This window comes from Pseudomonas sp. NDM, from assembly GCF_003105095.1.
GTDB lineage: Bacteria > Pseudomonadota > Gammaproteobacteria > Pseudomonadales > Pseudomonadaceae > Aquipseudomonas > Aquipseudomonas moraviensis_A.
The window spans coordinates 80,512-97,867 of the sequence record NZ_QETJ01000003.1; the positions used below are offsets into that span (position 1 = coordinate 80,512).

Below are 17,356 nucleotides of genomic sequence, written 5' to 3' on the forward strand. Positions count from 1 at the left end.
CGAAGGGCGGCTCATGAAGCGCTCCAGCTCAGGGCAAACAGGGTTTGTCCCGGCAGTTCGAAACGCACGCGCCCGTTGTCGCAGGCAAACGGTGCGTCGCGGCTGCGATTGTCGGCGCCGAAGTACCGCAGCGCGCCATGGTTCAACGGGCAGCGGGCGCCGCTCAGATCGACGCGTTGCAGGCGCGTTCCTTTGTTCACTCCGAGCAACGTGCGCTGCTCGTCGCCGGCCATCGCCAGCACATCCACCTCGAAGGCGTCGTTGTCCAATTGCAGCACTTGCCGCAGCCAGTGGCGGGCGATGAATTGCTGGGCCAGACCGACCGGTTTCAGCTCGAAGCGATCCTCGCCCAATACGCGCAACATGCCTTTGGGGTATTGCGGCTCATCGGCGGCCTGAAACCAGTTGAGCATGCTCAGCAAACCGTCCTGCGAGGCGTTGATCACCACCGACGCCCACCACAGCGAGGTGTAATGGGTTTCCTGATCGTAGGGGCTGAGGCTGGAGCCGCTGGACAAGTTGGTCTGATCGAGGAGCAAGGCCTTGCGCGGCTGACCATTGGCGTCGAGGCCGACCAGTTCGGCGGCGCGCCGCACACTGTCGCGGTAGACACGGGTGGCGAGCAGATCGCGAATCATCCATTCATGCCAGGCCAGTGCATCGATCTGGTCGGCTGACTCGCTGAGCAGGCGCCGCGCCCAATCGATCCCGCGCTTGTCCGCCGCGTTATCGGCGAACGGGCCGTTGACCAGTCGCGAGCTGGCTGGCATGGCGATGCGTACACCGGCGCGGGCATTCGCCGGGTCGCTGCGCACCTGACGGGCCATGCTGGCGAAAATCGCCTGATACTGCCCATAGCTGGAGTAGTTGAGATTGGGCTCGTCGGCAAAGCCGATGTAATGCGTGCCGTTGCCGCCGAGGGCGCGGGTGCTCGCCAGCCAGGCGTCGAGGCCGCTGTTGCTCTGCACGTCGGCGCGCAGATCGGCCTGGCGCTGACTGCCAGCCAGCAGGGTGATGTCGTTGCGAATGCCGAAGCGCTGCTGATAGACCCGGCGGAATGCGTCCTCGAACTGCGGATTCTGCGCGGTGACGTCGACAAAACTGTAATAGCTCGCCGCCGTCGGCTTCAGCGCATCGAGCAGCGCATGGCTGGCCGCTGGCGGCATCACGTAGGGCAGAGCGATGCCAAGATCCGGCGTGCGTCCAAGGACTTTGTCATGCAGTACCAGCCGCACATCTCCGACCTCTTCGCGCAGCGGTTGCAGTTGCTGCGGATTCTGCGCAAACAGATTGGCCGTACCATCGAGCCAGAACGCCGCTTTGCCGCTGCCTTGCAGTTGCAGGCGCCAGACCTGCTCGCGCGGGCTGACCGGCAACGCAACCTGATCGAACTGCCAATAGGCGCGATAGGGTTTCAATGCGAGGGTCAGTGCCTGGTGGTCGCCGACCTGCTGCGCCTGCAGTGCGGTGACGCCGCCATGGAATTTGCCGGCGAGCACCGCGTGCTCACCGGCCGCAACTTTGAAATACAGCACGTCGCCATTCTTGCTTTCGGCACTGAAGTGCACTTTGGCCGGGGCAAACAAGGCGACGGTGCGCTCATCGTGTTCGATGCGGTAGTGGCGGAAGCTGTAGCCAGGAATTTCCAGCCGATAACTCGCCGCACCGGGCAGCAGCGGCCAGCGCTGACTGCCACGGGTTTCGCTGGCCTTGATCAAGCGTTCGCCGAGCAATTTGCCGCGACCATCGAGCAGGTAGAGCTGCTCTTCATTGGCATCCGCTTGCCACGCCGGGTTCCAGCGCACGGTCACGCTGTCGGGCTGATCGGTTTGCAGAAACAGACTGCCGTCACGAATCTCGCCCCAGCGCATCGACGCCGCCAAAGCGTCCAGCGACAAGCCGAGTCCGAACAGCAGGTACCAGCCTTTCATGCCGGCTTCCTCTGCAGCATCGACCACATCGGCAGCACGTCGCGGGGCAGGATGATCAGGGTTTGCCAGAACGGCACGCCGCTCAAACGGCAATACAGCACGAGCATGGCCACGGTCACTGCCAGATAGGCGATCGATGAGGCGGCAGCGGCGCCGACAATGCCGTAGGCCGGAATCAATATCAGGTTCAACGCCAGATTGAGCAGCGCGCCCAGGCCCATCAACAACGACACCGTGCCGGGGCGATTCTTGCCCAGCAAGTCCAGGCGCAGAATGCTCGCGTAGCACAGGCCCAGCAGGCCCGGCAGCAACGCCAGCAGCGCCGGATATGCCGGCTGGTAGGCAGCGCCAAACAGAGTAACGATCAACCATTCGCCGATCACGGCCATGCTCAGGCAGGCGCCGAGCATTACCGTTGCGGTCAGGCGCAATGCCAGCGGAGTGACCTTGTCCATGCCTTCATCCTGTTGCAGCAGGCGCTTCATCAAGGGTGTGGTCACCGCTTCGGGGACGATCAGCAGCAATTCGGCAGCAGCGCTCGCCATGGCGTAATGGCCCAGCGCGGTGCTGCCGAGCAGGGCGCCGATGAACAGGTAATCGGAGCGCAGAATCACTTGCTGAAACAGCAGATCGGGATGGCTGCGCGCACTGAAGCGCAGCAGTTCGTTCTGGCTGGCGCGATCCCATTGCAGCTGCAAGGGCTGCGCCCGCTTCAGCCAGACCCAACCGGCGAGCACCACCAGACTGATACCTGCCAGCCAGCTGATCAGCGCCGCCTCCAGCGCTGCGCTCTGCCACATCCAGAACAGCGCGACGAACAGCAACAGCGGCGCCAGCGATTCGATCAGCCGCAAGACGTTGAACGCGACCACGCCACCCGAGGCGTTGTGCAGTGTCAGCAGGCCGCTTTTCAACACGGTCAACGGCACCGCCAAAAGCAACAGCCAGGCGAGCAGGCCCAGTTGCACGGTCACGTCCAGCTGCGCGCCGAATTCGCGTACCAGCGCGACCACCAGCAATGTCAGCAAACCGGCCAACAGGCAACCGAACACCAGCACCTGGCTGAGCAGCAAACCCATCGGCCGCTGCTTCGCCGCCTGATAACCGACCGCCGTATTCAATCCGCCGCTGGTGGCGGCGCTGATCAGATCCGGCAAAGTGCTGAGCAGGGCGAACAAGCCGCGTTCGCTGGGCCCGAGAATCCGCGCGAGCAACACGTTGCGCAGCAAACGCAGGGCGATCATCGCCAGTTTGGTGCCCATGCTTAGCGCCAGGTGCTTGAGGTAGTTGCCTCGGCTCATGGCCGCGCTCCCCGGTAGATCCGCCACGACAGCAATTGCGGATGGCGGGCGGTGCGCTGGCTGACGCCGAAACGCGGCAGGTTCAACGGGTCGCCGTCGCCGCGATAGATCCCGGTGCCGGTGCCCAGCGCAAACGGGTAATCATGATCGGCGACCTGCTGGCGCACGCGTTCATCGTTGTCGCCGTTGGGGTAGCAGTAAACCGGCAACGGTCGGTTGCAGCCGTTGTTCAAGGCGTCGCGGCTGCGGCGGATTTCTTCGCTCAGGCGCACGTCGTCGAGGCCGGTGAGGATCGCGTGGCTGGCGCCGTGCGGGCCGAAACGCACCAGACCGGAGGCTTCCATCGCACGCACCTGATGCCAGTCCAGTGCCTGTGGCAGAGCGTCTTTCGGGCATTCGTCGGTGAGCTGTTCCAGCTCCTGCGGCGCCAGGCTTTTCAGCCCTTGCAGGTAATGCAGCAACGCCAGACTGCGGCGCTCGACATCGATGTCATCGAGCAGCACTGGTAGCGGATGTTTGCACGCGTGCAGGCATTCAATCAGGTGCATGCGCGCCTTTTCACCGTGGCTGCCCCAGAGGGTTTCGCCGAGGCTTTCCCACCAGAACCGTTGGCGATTGCCGATGAAATCGGTGGAGAGGAAAATGCTCGCTGGCACTTGATGTTTTTGCAGCAGTGCAAACGCGTTGACCGCGTTGTCGCGCCAGCCATCGTCGAAGGTCAGCGCCACGCGCGGGCGTTCGCTGCGCAAAGCGTTGGGCTGGAGGATTTCCATCAGCGGCACGCAGTCGAAATGCTTGCGCAGCCACACCAGCAAATGCTCGAACGCCTTGGGCCCGACGCACAATTCATTGCGGTGCGGCAGGTCGGCGGCGCGGTCATTCGACAGCACGCGGTGCAGCATCAGAATCACCCCGGCGCCCTGCAACTGCTGACGACCCACCGGGGAGTTGAGATAGAGCCAGCCACTGGTGCTTTTTATCAGTTGTTTGATCGCCATGGCTTCGGTCCTCTTAACGGTTCTGTTCCGGATTCCACTGGGCATACCGCTGGCCACGCAGGAACTGCCACAGGCCAAGACTCATCCCGGCGAGGGTGACCAGCAGAAACGCGGCGAGGCGGAACGGTTTCGGCAAGCGGTGTTGCCCATCCAGCAGCCCGGCAATCGCCACGCTGTAGCCGAACAGTTGCGCGATCAGGCTCAGGCGATAGAAGCCGTGTTCTTCCCACAGCCAGCAATTGCTCAGCAGCAACGGCAGCAGCAGCACCGGCGCCAGGCGGCGGATCAGTTTGTGGCTGATCAACGCCAGGGAATACAGGCCATGCTTGAGCGGATTGAGCAGCTCGCGGCGCTGGGCCAGGCTTTGCAGGCCGCCGACGGTGACGCGCTGCCGGCGGCGAAACTGTTTGTCCGCCTCGTCGACGCCATGGTCGATCACTTGCGCTTCGGGCACGTAGACGATGCGCTTGCCGGCCACCGGTGCGCAGGTGCTGATAAAGAAGTCGTCGTTGACTTCGGCCGGCACGTTCTGGAACAGTTCGCGGCGCAAGGCGAGCAGGGCGCCGTCGGCGGAGACCATGCAGCCGGTGCGATTCTCGACCCGGCGCAACCAGCCTTCGTAATGCCGATACAGACTGTCGCCGATGCTCAGGCCGCCACCGGTGACTGGTATCACCATGTGCCCGGCGCAGGCGCCGACCTGCGGATCGCTCAGCGGCGCGAGCAAGTGGCCGAGGGTATCGCGCGACCATTGGTTGTCGGCATCGGTGAACACCAGAATGTCGCCGCTGCTCAGGGCCGCGCCGGCATTCAACGTGGCGGCTTTGCCCTGACGCGGCAGGTCGAGGACGGTGATGCGCGGATCAATCACTTTGTGCGCGCAGGCCACGGTGTCGTCCGTCGAGCCGTCGCTGGCGAGGATGATCTGCAGCGTCGCCGGTTGATAATCCTGGGCCAGCAGCGTGCGCAACTTGTGCTCGATATGCCGCGCCTCGTTATGCGCAGCGATGACGATGCTGACGTTCAGCGGCGGTGCCGGCGTGTGTCGCCACGCCGGAAACAGCGGCGCGAGGATCGTCAGCAACAGCGGGTAGCCGACGTAGGCGTAGACCGGCAGCAACAGGCACATCCAGAAAATGAATTCAGCCACGGGCAGGCCTCCTTGCGTTCCACTGACACAGACTCAGGATGAAAGCGGCGCCGGCCAGATGCAGGCGCAGCCAGTGCAGGCCCCACAGTTGCAGGGTAAAGACCGGATCACGGTGCTTGATACTCTGGCGAACGCTCAGTACCAGACCCGGCATCAGGGTCAGCGTCACCATTAGCGCCGCGTGGTGCGGAAAACCGTCAAGCAGCGCCGAGATCGCCAGAAAGTCCAGCAGCCAGACGAACAACGACAGCATCGGGAAGCGCAGCAGGCGCAGGCTCATGCCATGGGTGCGCAGCAGTTGCAGATGGCTACCCTGACGCCACATTTCTTTGCCCATCCATTCGCGCCAGTTCATCTCGTAACCCCAATGCAGCGCGACGAGGTCGTTGACCGACAGCAGGCGCGCGCCCTGTTCGTGCAAGCGCAGGGTGAATTCCTTGTCTTCGCCAGTGCGCAGGGCCTCGTTGAAACCGCCGACCTTGTCGAACCATGCGCGACGCATCAGCAGGTTGGAACTGGGCAGCCAATCGACGCTGTGGCTGGCGCGGTGCGACGGCTGCGAAGTGCGGCGCTGCCAGGCCGTGGCGAACCATGGCGCCTCGGCCGGCGTGTGCAGGTCCAGGCCGAACACATCGGCCTGGCCACTGGCCTCGATGTCGAACGTTGGCTGCAGCCAGGTTTCCGGCATTTCTACGTCGGCGTCGATGAAGGCCAGCCATTCGCCGCTGGCGATCGCCGTGCCGCGATTACGCAGCGCACCGATCAACAGCCCCGGCAAACTGAGCACGGTTGCGCCGAACTGCCGGGCAATGTGCGGGCCCTGGTCGTTCGAACCGTTGTCGACCACGATCAGCTCGCACTCGACATTGGCCGCGTGTGCGGCTTTTTGTGCGGCGAGCAGGGTTCGGCCAATGTGCCGCGCCTCGTTGTACATCGGAATGACGATGCTGATCCGCTTCATGCCTGCGTCTCCGTAGTCAGTGGCGCCTGCTCGGCCTTGACGCGCAGCACGCTGGTCAGCGCCAGCATGATCCACACGTACTTCTGGTTCGGCGCGCTGAGGAACATCAGGAACAGGGTCAGCGACAGAAAGCTCACACCCAAATGGGTCATCATGTCTGCCCTGTGTCCATCACCGCGCAGCATCCACGCCGCCCGCGCGCGGATCAGGTTGTACAGACCGAGCCCGAGCATGCCGACGAAGAACAGCCCGGCGGGCACGCCCAGTTCGCTGAAGATTTCCAGATAGGTGTTGTGGGCGCGGCGGTACAGGTCGCCGATCTTGCGGTTGGCGGAAAACGCCTTGGCGTAACCGGTGGTCGCGTAATGCAACGGGAAGGTGCCGGGGCCGGAGCCGAGCACCGGGTGCTCGCGGATCATCTGGCTGCCGACGACGATGTAGGAAGCACGGCGCCCGAGGGATTCGTCCTGCGCCTTGGAGCCGGCGCTGAGGATGCTCAATGACTGGATCCGCGCCAGGTAACCGGCCGGCATGGCGTAGATCGCCAGCGGAATCACGATGGCCGCACCGAGCATGACGAACCCCAGGTGCCGTGGACGAATGTGGGTCAGTTGCGCGCGGTAGTGCCAGATGCCGATGAGCAGGCTCAACGCCAATACCACCAGGCCTGAGCGTGATTCGGTCTTGGTCATGCCACCCAGCAACAGCAGGCAGCAGGCGCCCCAGAACAGGCGGTGCAGCAGGTTCGGGCTGCGGATCACCAGCAGCAGTCCGAGAGGAATGGCGAAGGCGATGAGCATGGCGAAGGCGTTGGGGTCTTCGAGCAGGCCGGCGGCGCGCCCCTGATCCTGGAACTTCGCCGAGAACATCGCCATGGCGCAGGTCGCGGTGACGGCGAGGGTCACCAGCCGGGCGAACAGGTCGAGGTTCAGTTCGCGGCCAATCAACAACGTAATGACAAACAGCACCAGACCAACGCTGAGTTCGCGCAGGTGTCCCAGCGACATGCCCATGTCATCGGTATTGAGCAGGCTGAGAAAATACACAACCATGAAGCCGATCAGGCAGTGCCACAGATTGCTGCGCAGGCGCTGCGACGGAATCTGGTGCAGCGCCAATTGCAGCATCACGATCACTGCCAGCGAGGCGCCGAGCAACTTGCTCCCCGACACCGAGCTGTCCTTGAAGAAACCTTCGAACGGCACCAGCGCGGCAATGCCGAGCAGGCCCCAGGTCGGCTTGCGGTACAGGACGGTAAAACCGACCAGGCCAATCACCGCTCCCGGAGCCAGATAAGGCCAGGGACTGGCCAGCAAACCCAAGCTGACCAGAGCAAACAGACTGACGATCGAGAGCGGGAAAATCATGCGCGTGTCTCCCGTGCCGTGTGGATGTACAGCTGCGACCAGCGTTCGGCCAAAGCCTTGAGGTCGTAGCGTTCCTGTTGTGTACGTCTGGCGTTGTCGCGCAACTGCGCTGCCAGTTTCGGTTCGGCCAGCAGTGTGTCGAGCTGGCGGGCGAGGGCGGCGGTATCCGTCGGCGCGGCGAGCAGGCCGTTGTGGCGGTCCTGCAGGACATCGGGAATGCCGCCGACCGCGAACGCCACCACCGGCACCCCGGCCTGCATCGCTTCGAGCAGAATCATCGGCGTGCCCTCGGTGCGCGAGCTGATCACCAGCGCATCGAGTTGCTGCCACCAGCCTTGCATTGCCGTCTGATAGCCCGGCAGGCGAATCCGCGGCTGCAAACCGGCAGCATCGATGCGCGCCTGCAAGGCCTCGCGTTCCGGGCCGTCACCGAGCATCACCGCGTCCAGTTGCGGATGCTGGTGACACAGGCCGATCAGCGCATCGAGAAACAGGTCCGGGCCTTTTTCACTGCTCAAACGACCGACGTACCCGACCAGCCAGCGTTGCCGGTCTGCCACCGGCTGCATCGCCGGCGCGGCTGGTAAACCGTTGGGTATCACCTGCAACTTCTCCGCACGCACGCAGGCCTGGAGGTGCAGCGTGGCGATGCTTTGCGCCACGCAGACCACCCGTTTCACCGACGCCGTGCGGCACAGTTGCAGGCTCAACCAGGTGTAGAACTTCTGCTTGCGACTGCGCGGCGTGAAGCCGTGCTGAGTGATCACCAGCGGCAGGCGCAACAGCGTGGCGCCGACCCAGCCGAACAGCAGCCCTTTGAAGTTGTGGGTGTTGAGCAACGGCTTGTCGCCCCGGCGCTGACGCAAGTGCCGCAACAGCTCCCCCAGCCCGGCACAACCACGGGCGTCCACCCCGGCTTCACGAAAGCGCGCGATCAGTTCTGGTGGCGCATCGAGGAACAGCACCTGGTGCTGTCCCGGCGTTGCCAGGCAATGATCCAGCAACATCCGCTCGGCCCCGTAGAAGCCGCCGCTGCTGAGCAAATGAATGATCGGCAGGGCGACGATTGGGGTGGACACCGCGTTCAATTGCGCACCCAGTGAACCAGGCTCGGCATGGTCCAGTTCTTGTGCGGATTGCCCGGCTGCGACGTTTCTTCGTTGAGCACCAACAGGACCGGAAGGCCCAGCTCGTGGCTGATTTGCGCCGGATGCTTGAAGCGGTGATCAAAGAACTCACGCACGTAGACGAAGGCGATCGCCAGCAGCAGGCCGGTGAACAGCCCGAACGGAATGATCAGCAGCGGTTTCGGGAACGCCGCCTCGGTCGGTTCGAACGGTGGGCTGAGTACCCGGGCGTTGGACAGGTCATCGTTGAGCGAGCGCGTGGTGCTGCTTTCGGCAAAGCGCTGGGCATAGGTCGAAAACGCTGCGTGCAGCGCATCGATCTCGGTGTCCATCTGACGCAGTTTGCTCTGGGTCTGTTGCAGGTCGCGGATGCGGTTCTTGAACTCGGCGATGCGCGCGGTTTTCTGCTCGATCACCTGCTTGACCACGGCCAGGTCGGCGGTGCGTTCCTGGATGCGGTTGCTCACCACTTTGAGAAACTGCTGACGGGTGCGGGCGATCTGTTCGCGAGTCAGCAGCATCGGTTCGCTGCCGGGCTGGAACACCGCCAGATCGTTCATGTAGCGGCTGACCTGACTGGTCAGTTGCTCGCCCATCTGTTTGATTTCCCGGTCCTCGAACGCCACGTTGTCGACGGTGGTGGTGAAGGTGTAGGGAAAGGTGTAGTCGTTGAGTTTGCTGCTGCTGGCGGCGGCGAGCGCGGTTTTCAGATATTCGAGCCAGCGCTGGCTTTGCAGCAGGCGATCCTGATACAGGTTCAGCGCCTGTTCTTCAGTGTTGATTGCATTGAGGCGGAAGGTGATTTCTTCCTTCGGATCCGCCGCGCCGACATTTTCCAGCAGCGCTTGGCGGTTACCTTCCAGACCATCGAGACGCACCTGATACTGGTGCTTTTTGGTCTCGTAGAACGACTGCGGCAAATCGATCGATTGCAACGCCTGACGGCTGACCAGATAGTTCTGCAGCAGGGCGCTGACGAACGTCGTGCCTTGGCGCGGATCCGGGAAGCTGTAGGTGATCGAGATCACGTTGGAGCCGGGCAGGGTTTCGATTTTCAGGCTGTCGACGGCTTGCTGGGTCAGGGCGTCGAGGGTGGTGTCCCGCACCGGATCGGTTTCCATGCCGAGCCCGTTGCGCAGCGGGTTGATCACGTACTCGCGCAGCGGTGTCGAGACGTAGCGCTTGAACGGTTCGCCGAGCAACTTGGCGAACACCCCAGGTGGCGGGCTGTATTCACCGTTGTCGCGCAGTTCGCTGATGGTCTGACGGATCAGCGCTGGCGAGCGGAGGATGTTGCTCTCGGTTTCCATGTCCGCCAGTGACGGTGGAATGAAGGTGGCATTGTCCACCGTGAGCGACGTGGTGGCGTCACCCTGAGAGAGTTTTTTCGACTGTACGATGACCTGCGCGGTGATGTCGAAGCTCTGTTTGAGCAGCAGCGGCAGGAGCAGGGCGATGACTGCAAAGGTCAGGAACACGCGCTTCACCAGTTGCTTGTTGGCGAAGAAGATCCTGAAGAACTCATGCAGGTAGTTTTCCTTTGGGTTCATGTCGGTCACCTGTGAGTTAGTTGTCACTGTCTTTGTTGTCGACGCGGTAGCCGAAGCTGAAACCGACGCCCTGGAACAGCACCACATCAGCCAGTTGGCGGGCGAGTTCGCCGGCGCTGGCCAGTTTGGTTTTTGGCACGTAGAGCATGTCGTCCGGTTGCAGGTAAGCGATTTGCGGAGCATCGCCGGACAGGGCTTTTTCGACGTCGTAGCGCACCGCTTTCACCTGATTGCCGTTGCGCCGCATGATCACCACCGAATCCAGCCGGGCCTTGACGTTGGTACCGCGCGCCAGGGTCAGCGCCTCGAGCACCGACACCGGCCGGCGGATCGGATACGAGCCCGGTTGTGCGACTTCACCCAGCACGTAGATCTCGTTGCCGGCGGTGGACTTGAGCAGCACGTCCACAGTCATCCGGCCCGGCAGTTGCGCGTACTTTTTGTTGAGGAAAGTTTCCAGTTGATTGACGGTCATGCCTTGCAGCGGCACGGCGCCGATTTCCGGAAAACTCGCGTAGCCGTCAGTGCCGACGGTGATCTCGCGGCTCATGCCGGTGGCCGGGTGGTTCAACGCGCTTTTCAGGTTCTGCTCATTGCTCAGAGGGCTGATGATCTGCACGGTGAGCTGGTTGCGGTTGGGCTGGAAGAGTTGTTTGCGCTGATAGACGCGCTGGATTTCCTGGCGCGCTTCTTCGCTGGTCAATCCGGCGATTTTCACCGAGGTGTTGGCGCCCGGCAGCTCGATGGTGCCGTCGGGCAGCACCAGTTGATTGCCGTTGAGCTGGCTGGCGGCGGTGAAGTTCAGACCGATCTGGTCGCCCGATTGCACGCGGTAAGCGTCCGAGCCGCTGGTACTGATATGGAAGATCACGTCCAGCACATCCTGCGGGCGCAGGGTCTGCTCGATCTTCGGCATATCGGTCGCCTGGGCGTTGGCCGGGGAGGCGGTGAGAATATTCACCGGCATGTTCTGGGTGTCGGAAGTGCTGGAGCAGCCCGCAAGCGGCAGCAACAGCAGGACAAGCATTCTGGCGTTCATGGCGTCATCCTTTGCGTTCGCTTACAGGTTTTTGTAAAGCCATTTGGGCATGTAGTACTTGCGCCGGTTGAACACGCTGCCGACCACGTTCGCTCCGGCCTGAGTCAGGCGTTGCACAGCGGCCTGGGCGACTTCCCAGCGGGTGTCTTCAGCGCGGACGACAAACACCACGCCGTCGACCTGAGTGCTGATGACCAGGGTGTCGGCGGCGGAGTACACCGCGTCGCCATCGATCACCACGAAGCGGTACTGGCTGCCCAACTGGTCGAGCAACGGGCTCAGGCGCTCGGCAGTCAGATGCTCCAGCGTGCGGATCGGCCGGCCGTTGGGCAGCACATGGAAGGGCAGGCTCGACACCTGCACCACGCAGTCCTGCAACAACGGCGGGTTGTCCGGGTTGAACAGCAGGTCGCGCAGGCCGCGCTCCTTGCCGAGGTTCATCTGCTGGGTGAGGTTGTCCGCCGACTGGCTGGCATCGACCAGCAGCACCTGGCCGCTGCTCATCTGCGCCAGTTGACTGGCCAGTGCCAGCGCGCTGGTGGTGGTGCCGGCGCCGGGATTGGCGGCGGTCAGGAACAGGATCCGCAGATCGAGATCCAGCACGGTCGACGTCAGATTCGATTCGCTGGGGCTGGCGATGCTCAGGCTTTTATTGGTTGAACCGTCCATTAGCTTGCTCCGTGGCCGCTGAATACTTTGAAGGGGGTTTTCAACAGAATCTTCAGATCAAGCAGAAGGCTCTGCTCGGCGATGTAGCTGAGGTCCAACTCAACGCGCTGGTCGAAGTCGATGTTGCTGCGTCCGGAGATCTGCCACAGACCGGTCATGCCGGGGTAGATCGCCAGACGCGCGAGGTGATTGTCCTTGTAGCGGTAGGCATTGAACGAGGTCGGACGAGGGCCGACCAGGCGCATGTCGCCGGTCACCACGTTGATCAGGTTCGGCAGCTCGTCGAGGCTGGTGCGCCGCAGAAAGCTGCCGATGCCGGTGACCCGCGGGTCCTTGTCGATCTTGAAGTCGATGGCGTCGGCCCCGTGCTTGTTCAGGTGGCGCAGCGACTCTTTGAGTTCTTCGGCGTTGCTGACCATGGTGCGAAACTTGAACATGCCGAACTTGCGCCCGCGATAACCGGTGCGCTTTTGGACGAACAGCACCGGCCCCGGGCTGGTGAATTTGATCACCAGCGCCAGGCCCAACAGCAAGGGCGAGATCAGCAGCAGAATGGTCAGCGCACCGAGGCAGGCGACCACTCGATTGGTCCGCGACAGCTGCCATGGGCGGCCACCATCGCGGCCGCTGAGCCAGCCGCGACCCTGGCGATGAATCGCTGCGTCGAGACGCATGCGATGTTCGGGGTCGACGCGCTTGTCAGGGCGCATCTGTGCAATCGACACACTTTTTTCATGTCCAGTCATGGCGTCCTCCGCATTCATTCAGCCGCAAGCGGCGCACGGGCAGTGGGGTAGTAGTCGCGGAACCAGGCAATGAAGCGGCCCAGTCCTTCATCCAGTTCTATCCGGGGCTGGAATCCGGTGGCCTGGGCCAGATCGCTGGCTTCGGCGCAGGTGTTGAGCACGTCGCCCGGTTGCAGCGGCAGCAGCTCGACAATGGCTTTCTGGTCGAGGTGTTTTTCCATCAGCGCGAGGTAGGTTTTCAGCGCGACCGGCTGCTGCCCGCCGATGTTGAACAGGCGCCACGGCGCCATGCTGCTGGCGGGGTCGGGCTGCTCGCGATCCCACTGCGGGTTGGCCTGCGGTGGCTGATTGATCAGGCGGGCAATGCTTTCGATGATGTCGTCGATGTAGGTGAAATCGCGCTGATGCTCGCCGTAATTGAACAGCTTCAGCGGCTCGCCTTCGCTGATCGCCCGGGCGAACTGGATTGGCGACATGTCTGGCCGGCCCCAAGGCCCATAGACGGTGAAAAAGCGCAGGCCGGTGCAGGGAATGCCGAATAGATGGCTGTAGCTGTGCGCCATCAGCTCGTTGGCTTTCTTGGTCGCGGCGTACAGCGACAGCGGATGGTTGACGCCATCCTTGACCGAGTAAGGCGTGTGCTGGTTGGCGCCGTACACCGAACTCGACGAGGCGTAGATCAGGTGCTCGACCGGGTGATGCCGGCAGCTCTCGAGAATGTTCAGGAAACCGTTGAGGTTGCTGTCCAGGTACGCCCGTGGATTGTCCAGGGAATACCGCACCCCGGCTTGCGCGGCCAGATGAATCACCACTTGCGGCTGCTCGCGGGCAAACAATGCGTCGATGGCTGAAGCGTGAGCCAGATCCACAGTGGCGAGCTGAAAATCGCCAACCTGCTCGCGCACCCACTGCACGCGGTCATGCTTGAGTTGCGGGTCGTAGTAGTGATTGAAATTGTCCAGGCCAACCACCGCATGCCCGTCGCGCAGCAAGCGCAGGACGCAATGGGCACCAATGAAACCGGCGGCACCGGTCACCAGAATCTTCATGGCCGTGGCCCTTCAGGGGCGATGTGGCGCAGACCGATACCGCTGTAATGCAGGCCGGCGGCGGCCACTTGTTCCGGGTTGTAGAGGTTGCGGCCGTCGATGATCACCTTCGACCGCAGCTTCTCGGCGAGCAGCTCGAAATCGACCACGCGGAAGTTTTTCCACTCGGTGCAGATCACCAGCGCGTCGGCGTCTTCGAGGGTGTCGTCGCGTGTGGCGCACAGGTGCAGGTCGTTGCGATAGCCATAGAGGCGCCGGCATTCGGACATGGCTTCCGGATCATAGGCCTGCACGCTGGCGCCTTCGGCCCACAACGCGTCCATCAGATAACGGCTGGGGGCTTCGCGCATATCATCGGTGTTCGGTTTGAACGCCAGGCCCCAGACCGCAATGGATTTGCCGGCCAGGCCCTGAGGAAACTGCGCGCGCAATTTGCTGAAGAGGATGTGCCGCTGGCTGTCGTTGACGTCGGTGACGCTGCGCAGCAGTTTCAACGGCATGCCGTTGTGTTCGGCGGTGTGCAGCAGCGCCCGCAGGTCCTTGGGAAAGCACGAGCCACCGAAGCCGCAGCCCGGATAAATGAAGTGGTAGCCGATGCGCGGATCGGAGCCGATGCCTTTGCGCACCGCCTCGATATCGGCGCCGAGCAGTTCGGTGAGATTAGCCAGTTCGTTCATGAAACTGATGCGGGTGGCGAGCATCGCGTTGGCCGCGTACTTGGTCAGTTCGGCGCTGCGGTTGTCCATGAACATCAGTTTTTCGTGGTTGCGGCAGAACGGCGCGTACAGCTCGCTCATCTGCTCGCGGGCAGCGTCGTCGCGGGTGCCGATGATGATCCGGTCCGGGCGCATGCAGTCGGCGAGGGCGCTGCCTTCCTTGAGGAATTCCGGGTTCGACACCACGCGTACCTGCAGCTCGGTTTTGCCCCGTTGCAGCAATTCGCTGGTGGCTGCGGCCAGAACCTGATCGGCAGTACCGACCGGCACGGTGGATTTGATGATCAGCGTGCGATCGGCTTCCATCAGTCCGGCAATCTGCCGGGCGACGTTGAGCACATGGCTGAGATCGGCGGAGCCATCCTCGTCCGCCGGAGTGCCGACGGCGATGAAGATCAGCTCGGCGTGAGTCACCGCATCGCTGGCCTGGGTGCTGAACGACAGGCGCCCGGCCTTGATGTTTTCTTCAAGTGTTGCGGACAGGCCTGGCTCACTGATGGGCGGCACCGCTTGTTGCAGTTGTTTGATCTTGTTCGGATCAATATCAATGCATAAAACCCGATGGCCGACATCGGCAAGTGCGGCGGCTTGTATAAGTCCGACATAGCCAGTGCCAAATACGCTCACGTCCATCTGCGCACCTCAAATAAAACCAGAAAAGTTAACTACGGGATGAGATTGTTAAAGGGGTATAGCGCAGGGTTGGAAAAGCGTGTCAGCAAAATGACATGTTGCACGGGTATAACACTTGAGGGCTTTTTGGCGATTGGCCATCAAGTCATTGCTGCGATTGAATTTGTTGTTTTTTTGCAGATTTGTTCAGATTTAAAGTAACCGACAAGCGGTCGAAAGTATTGGTTTTAAAGGGGTTTCCAGATTTTGTGTGTCAGATTTGAGGCACCGTTTTTTTGACGGTCAATCCGGCTATCAGTCAATTCTTGCGCTTTTAGGGGTGGGTGCTAGTGTCAGGGTCTGACCGACAAAGCTTTGACATCCAACCATTTCTGCCCGCCCGGTATCGCCATGTTCAGATATGCCAAAGAACTCCTTTTAGTTGTCTTTTTGCTGTTGTATTCCGACTATTACCTCGAGCGGTTAAATGCTATCGGGTGGAGTTTGAATGCACTTGTTTTTGGCGCGGTGTTTTTGGCGCTGACTTTAGCGTTATATCTGGCTGCCTATATAAGGCAAGCTCTCGTTCGACATGCATTCGCATTAACGATGTTTGCGGCGGCGGTTTTTTTCGATGTCTATACCCGGGTCACTGCGGATTACCTGAGGTACAGCGATTTTGTCTCGCTGGTGTATTCCGGTGGCTTCATTCAGGAAGCCGCCTATCAGTATCGCGACGCGATCCTGCGCGCGGTGCTCAGCGGCTTGCTGCTGTTGTTCGGCATCGGGCTCAAGCCGCGTCATCCACTGGTCGTACCGAACACGTTGCGGATCGCGGCGCCCATCGTCGGTGTGTTGATGCTCAGCGCTCTGTTGTTTTTGCGTGCGGGAGAGGGCGCCCGGGGCCTGCCGATCATGTACACGCCTTTGGCCTATTTGAATCTGTTTGCCTATGAAGCGCTGCACGACACTGTCGGCCCGCGTGAGACGGTCACACTGGCGCGCGCCGCGCCTGCCGTCGGCCACGACATCGTGCTGATCATCGATGAAAGCATTTCCGGCAATTACCTCGACATCAACGCGCCGTTCGGCGTGCACAGCAACCTCAAGCAGGCGCCGGCCGGGGTCGATGTCTTCAACTTTGGCTACGCCGCGTCCATTGCCAATTGCAGCGCAGATACCAATGTCACCTTGCGCTACGGCGGCACTCGCGCCGATTACAGGCGCATCAACAGCACGCAGCCGTCGATCTGGCAGTACGCGAAAAAGGCCGGGCTCGGCACGGTGTACATCGACGCCCAGCGAACCGCCGGCAACCTGCAGAACCTGATGACCGCCGCCGAGAAAAACGACATCGACAGCTTTGTGCAGTTCGACCAGACCAGCGTCCGTGATCGCGACATGGCGGCTGCGGCGAAGCTGATCGAATTGCTCAACGACGAGCGTCCCGAGCTGATCGTGATCAACAAGGTCGGCGCGCATTTTCCGGTGCACGACAAATACCCGGACGCGTTCATGGCTTACCGACCAACGCTGCCACGCGGGCAGTTCACCGAAGTCGCCGACACCGGGGAACGTGCCGGTTTCAACGGCCAGCCGGATGACTGGGTGCTGTATCGCAACGCCTACAAGAACACGCTGTTGTGGAGTGTCGGCGAGTTCTTCGCCCGGGTCTTTGCCCAGGCCAATCTGCGCAACGCGCTGCTGATCTACACCTCCGATCATGGCCAGGATCTGCATGAACGCGGCAACCCGGGTTTGAATACCCATTGCGGCGGCGACCCGGTGGAAGAGGAGGGGCTGGTGCCGTTGGTGATGATTCAGGGAAGTGGGCTGCAGACGCCGGACTGGGCGGCGAATCTGCCGGCCAACAAGGACCGCTCCAGCCACTACAACATTTTCCCGACACTGCTGCAGGTGATGGGTTACGACCTGGCGGGGATTGAAGCGCTGTATGGCAAACCGCTGAGCGTCCCGACGGCAGATGAGTTCACTTTCAACTACCGCTTCAATGCGCGGTTGGGGGCCAAGCCTGAGTGGAAGCATATTGATCTGGGCAGCATCGTTACGCCTGAGCGGGCGCCTGCCACGGTGGCTTCGGGGCAGTGAGTTTCAGGTCACTCGGGCGGGCCTCTTCGCG

Annotated in this window: 14 protein-coding genes; 1 reads left to right on the top strand and 13 read right to left on the bottom strand. The window is 62.0% G+C overall.

The features are described 5' to 3' along the window. Positions 1–11: 11 nt before the first annotated feature. From DCO47_RS01435 to DCO47_RS01495, 13 genes are read right to left on the bottom strand one after another with little or no spacing between them, the layout of a single operon-like run. Positions 12–1,931 carry a hypothetical protein gene (locus DCO47_RS01435; protein ID WP_116657281.1) on the bottom strand — a complete coding sequence of 640 codons (1,920 nt, stop codon included), beginning with the start codon at positions 1,929–1,931 and terminating at the stop codon, positions 12–14. Next, positions 1,928–3,232: an oligosaccharide flippase family protein gene (locus DCO47_RS01440; RefSeq protein ID WP_083353134.1), complete on the bottom strand. Its 1,305-nt coding sequence runs from the start codon at positions 3,230–3,232 to the stop codon at positions 1,928–1,930. Before DCO47_RS01440 ends, DCO47_RS01435 begins: the two co-directional genes overlap by 4 nt. Continuing rightward, entirely contained in the window at positions 3,229–4,230 is a 1,002-nt protein-coding gene (locus tag DCO47_RS01445; protein ID WP_116657282.1) for a polysaccharide deacetylase family protein, read from the bottom strand. The genes DCO47_RS01440 and DCO47_RS01445 overlap by 4 nt, the downstream gene beginning before the upstream one ends. A gap of 13 nt (positions 4,231–4,243) precedes the next feature. Continuing rightward, positions 4,244–5,380 carry a glycosyltransferase family 2 protein gene (locus DCO47_RS01450; protein WP_064363964.1) on the bottom strand — a complete coding sequence of 379 codons (1,137 nt, stop codon included), beginning with the start codon at positions 5,378–5,380 and terminating at the stop codon, positions 4,244–4,246. After that, the gene (locus DCO47_RS01455; protein WP_065615046.1) at positions 5,373–6,341 is read right to left on the bottom strand and encodes a glycosyltransferase family 2 protein; all 969 of its coding nucleotides are present in this window, start codon (positions 6,339–6,341) and stop codon (positions 5,373–5,375) included. The genes DCO47_RS01450 and DCO47_RS01455 overlap by 8 nt, the downstream gene beginning before the upstream one ends. Next, positions 6,338–7,708 (bottom strand): O-antigen ligase, encoded by a 1,371-nt coding sequence (locus DCO47_RS01460; protein WP_083353133.1) that lies wholly within the window; start codon positions 7,706–7,708, stop codon positions 6,338–6,340. Before DCO47_RS01460 ends, DCO47_RS01455 begins: the two co-directional genes overlap by 4 nt. Beyond that, positions 7,705–8,796 carry a glycosyltransferase family 4 protein gene (locus tag DCO47_RS01465; RefSeq protein WP_083353132.1) on the bottom strand — a complete coding sequence of 364 codons (1,092 nt, stop codon included), beginning with the start codon at positions 8,794–8,796 and terminating at the stop codon, positions 7,705–7,707. Before DCO47_RS01465 ends, DCO47_RS01460 begins: the two co-directional genes overlap by 4 nt. Further along, the gene (locus tag DCO47_RS01470) at positions 8,793–10,385 is read right to left on the bottom strand and encodes a Wzz/FepE/Etk N-terminal domain-containing protein (protein WP_064363968.1); all 1,593 of its coding nucleotides are present in this window, start codon (positions 10,383–10,385) and stop codon (positions 8,793–8,795) included. The genes DCO47_RS01465 and DCO47_RS01470 overlap by 4 nt, the downstream gene beginning before the upstream one ends. Positions 10,386–10,401: 16 nt before the next feature. Next, positions 10,402–11,424, bottom strand: a complete 1,023-nt coding sequence (locus tag DCO47_RS01475; protein WP_041478599.1) for a polysaccharide biosynthesis/export family protein — start codon at positions 11,422–11,424, stop codon at positions 10,402–10,404. A gap of 21 nt (positions 11,425–11,445) precedes the next feature. After that, entirely contained in the window at positions 11,446–12,093 is a 648-nt protein-coding gene (locus DCO47_RS01480) for a CpsD/CapB family tyrosine-protein kinase (RefSeq protein ID WP_042609496.1), read from the bottom strand. After that, on the bottom strand, positions 12,093–12,839 hold the full coding sequence (locus DCO47_RS01485; RefSeq protein ID WP_042609497.1) for a sugar transferase: 747 nt from the start codon (positions 12,837–12,839) through the stop codon (positions 12,093–12,095). Before DCO47_RS01485 ends, DCO47_RS01480 begins: the two co-directional genes overlap by 1 nt. A 14-nt stretch (positions 12,840–12,853) precedes the next feature. Beyond that, positions 12,854–13,888 carry an NAD-dependent epimerase gene (locus tag DCO47_RS01490; protein ID WP_064363970.1) on the bottom strand — a complete coding sequence of 345 codons (1,035 nt, stop codon included), beginning with the start codon at positions 13,886–13,888 and terminating at the stop codon, positions 12,854–12,856. Continuing rightward, the gene (locus DCO47_RS01495; protein ID WP_064363971.1) at positions 13,885–15,237 is read right to left on the bottom strand and encodes a UDP-glucose/GDP-mannose dehydrogenase family protein; all 1,353 of its coding nucleotides are present in this window, start codon (positions 15,235–15,237) and stop codon (positions 13,885–13,887) included. Before DCO47_RS01495 ends, DCO47_RS01490 begins: the two co-directional genes overlap by 4 nt. Positions 15,238–15,627: 390 nt before the next feature. On the opposite strand from DCO47_RS01495, the gene DCO47_RS01500 reads away from it, so the two are divergent. Further along, positions 15,628–17,325 (top strand): sulfatase-like hydrolase/transferase, encoded by a 1,698-nt coding sequence (locus DCO47_RS01500; protein ID WP_116657283.1) that lies wholly within the window; start codon positions 15,628–15,630, stop codon positions 17,323–17,325. Positions 17,326–17,356 lie beyond the last annotated feature (31 nt).